General features: G+C 56.3%; 4 protein-coding genes and 1 pseudogene. 1 reads left to right on the forward strand and 4 read right to left on the reverse strand.

Annotated elements, in window-relative coordinates:
- Nucleotides 1–111: pseudogene (locus tag ON759_RS14050) on the forward strand (IS30 family transposase); the annotation flags it as partial.
- A gap of 1 nt (nt 112) precedes the next feature.
- Here the strand turns inward: ON759_RS14050 and ON759_RS13840 are convergent.
- From ON759_RS13840 to ON759_RS13855, 4 genes are all read right to left on the reverse strand, one after another.
- Nucleotides 113–565: a hypothetical protein gene (locus ON759_RS13840; RefSeq protein ID WP_271680978.1), complete on the reverse strand. Its 453-nt coding sequence runs from the start codon at nt 563–565 to the stop codon at nt 113–115.
- 215 nt (nt 566–780) lie between these two features.
- Nucleotides 781–1,224: a hypothetical protein gene (locus ON759_RS13845; protein ID WP_271680979.1), complete on the reverse strand. Its 444-nt coding sequence runs from the start codon at nt 1,222–1,224 to the stop codon at nt 781–783.
- A gap of 423 nt (nt 1,225–1,647) precedes the next feature.
- Nucleotides 1,648–2,055 carry a hypothetical protein gene (locus ON759_RS13850; protein WP_271680980.1) on the reverse strand — a complete coding sequence of 136 codons (408 nt, stop codon included), beginning with the start codon at nt 2,053–2,055 and terminating at the stop codon, nt 1,648–1,650.
- A gap of 116 nt (nt 2,056–2,171) precedes the next feature.
- Complete coding sequence (locus tag ON759_RS13855) at nt 2,172–2,342, reverse strand: hypothetical protein (protein ID WP_271680981.1); 171 nt, start codon at nt 2,340–2,342, stop codon at nt 2,172–2,174.
- Nucleotides 2,343–2,616 lie beyond the last annotated feature (274 nt).

The raw sequence follows: 2,616 nt of genomic DNA on the forward strand, positions 1-2,616 counted from the left end.
TGCGACCAAGTGGCCGCTAAACTCAACTCACGACCGAGAAAACGCTATGGCTTCCAGACGCCGATCCAGCGCATGCAACAACTCTCAGGGGTGTTGCACTTGGAGTGTTAATTCACCCAACCTTAGCGACAGCAACAGGGCTTCCACATTCTGAGCAGAACTTGTCAGTAGGCAGCGCTCTGTGGCCCTTGGAACAGGTGGCGTTAGCGAGCAATTCTGGCTTCTTGAAGGCTGAGTAGGCGATAGCGAACGCTGCGTAATAGAAGAGAAGCCAGTGTCCCGAGAAGCCACGAATTACCTCTGGCGAGGCAGGATCTGTGGGTGAAGATTGAGGCTGAACTTTTCCCATGAATAGGAAGAAATTCAAGAATACGTAGGCGAAAAGTGCGATCAACAAATAGGTCATCCAACGCGGGCAGCCCGATAGCACCTGTTTCCAAGATGAGAACCCAAAGCCCCACGTGCCAGCCTTGCCACGTCCGAGGCGCATTGCAATCAGCATTGCGGGCAGCCAAACGAGAAATATCCCGCCATGAAGCACAAACACTCCATTCCCAAGTTTCAAGTCAGTTCCCGCGCGTGCGGACACATGCGCTACAAGACTGAGCAGAAAGCCAAAAGCTGAGAGCGCGAGTACTGGCTTGACGAGATATCTCATTGGTTGCCTAACACCTGAGTTAAGCCGGCCCGCTGAGCGGGCGCGGCGTTGGGACAATCTTAGCGCCAGCGCCGAGACCGCGAAGCGGGCTCGGCTTGAACGAATTGTTAGGCCAATGCCTGCTATTTCTTCCAGCTGAAGATGAGATTCAGGTGATCTTTGTCTCTGCGAAGGCGAAAGGGGCGCCACTCAAAGACGAAATCCTTGATTGCGAAGCCGATAACCAAAACGGTCACCGCAAGGATGCTGAAAAGCGTAGGGCTTACACGCAATGTCATGTCGGCCATAGCGCCGACGAGAATCAGGCCAGCAACAACGCCAGTCACCCCAACAGTGGACTCCACGCACATGCACAAGACCTTACGGCCTGTGCCGTCTTGAGGAAGCTGTCGCCGCTTGTACAGCAGCCAAAGATCCCGGATCAGACCCTGAAGCAGTAGCAAGACAGAGGCTGCCAGCAAGAGAGAACCGATGCCGACCTTCTCAGGGAGGTGGTACCCGAACAGCCAGGCTGCCACGCCTGCAAGAGGGATCAGCGCAAGCTCAGTTTTCTCGGCAGCGGTCATGCCCAACATTGGCCTAACACCTGAGTTAAGCCGCGCCGCAACGTGATGTAGCCGAAGCAGACAGCAGCGAATTCGGGAAAGCTACCACGACGCCGCGAAGCGGCGTCGGCTTGAACGAATTGTTAGCTGGGAGACCAGTCGTTGATCGCTCTTTGTCCGGTTGCAACCAGAGCCAATTCTGGTGGCGCTTGGTCCGGGCCGGCAAGCCGCTCTAGCGATAGCTGCTGTGATCTGCTCTTGGCAAAAATTCACAACGCAGGAAGTGCCCTTGATCCTGGGCTTTGTCACTGAACTCAAAGTGCTGAACCTAACTCTGGCCCCAGCTAACGCCTGAGTTAAGCCGGCCCGCTGAGCGGGCGCGGCGATGGTTCAATCATAGCGCCAGCGCCGAGACCGCGAAGCGGGCTCGGCTTGAACGAATTGTTAGGTTGCGGTTGCTTGGGTTGCCCGCTTTGTGGCGATTGCCTGGCCAAGCATGGCTCCAACTACCGTGGCAAAACCGGAACCAATGAACGCGACCCAATTGTGCTGAGCAATCATGGGAAGTGGATTTTGGTCGACAGGGGCGGCAATTGCGTAGAGGAAGTAGACGGTTACTGCCCAAAGAGCAAGCCAAACAGCGAGTGCAGGAATGACGATTCCCTTGCGAGCGACCAGTCCGCCCGCGAAGGCCGCCAACAGAGCTATCACGACGGATCGAACGGTGATTAGCCCCATTGTTTCGGTCAAAAGTAAACTGGCAATGTTGTTCAGGAGAGCCTGAGCTGCGACCAGTATTGCCACGCCGAGCAATAGCCTTTTTGACGACATGCGAATACTTCCCTTGAGCAACCTAACACCTGAGTTAAGCCGGGCCGATGAGCGGCCGCGGCGTTGGGACGATCATAGCGCCAGCGCCGAGGCCGCGAAGCGGACTCGGCTTGAACGAATTGTTAGGCGCGTGACCCCTATGAACTCTGTTTGCTGCGATTTGCAAGCCAAAGCACCAGGCTGATGAAGCAAAGCATTCCGCCCGCAAGCTGGAAGCCGCCATTGTCCGTGTAGGTGCCTACGAGAAGCGCCACCAAGCCCGCAACGAACAGCGAGAAGCTAGGCGACTTGAGCAGCTTGGAATTCATTGCTATCTCCCCCGACTTACTGTTGCTTTGATCTCGCTGGGAAGCGCCTAACACCTGAGTTAAGCCGGGCAGCGTAGCGGCCGCGGCGATGGGACGATCATAGCGCCAGCGCCGAGGCCGCGAAGCGGACTCGGCTTGAACGAATTGTTAGACCTCGCAAGTTAACAAAGTAAGTGCAACACCTGCGACGCCTGAGAAGGAGGCGGTGAGCTGGCAGACTGAAGGCGATCACTCCGGCAAGAGAAGATCCCTCATGTACCACCAGCTCACCGAA

It is taken from the genome of Thermomonas mangrovi, from assembly GCF_028201335.1.
Classification (GTDB): Bacteria; Pseudomonadota; Gammaproteobacteria; order Xanthomonadales; family Xanthomonadaceae; genus Thermomonas; species Thermomonas mangrovi.

Bases quoted from the DNA above. Each gene is read 5' to 3' on its own strand.
- ON759_RS13855 (WP_271680981.1), bottom strand. From the start codon at position 2,342: ATGAATTCCAAGCTGCTCAAGTCGCCTAGCTTCTCGCTGTTCGTTGCG.
- ON759_RS13845 (WP_271680979.1), bottom strand. From the start codon at position 1,224: ATGACCGCTGCCGAGAAAACTGAGCTTGCGCTGATCCCTCTTGCAGGC.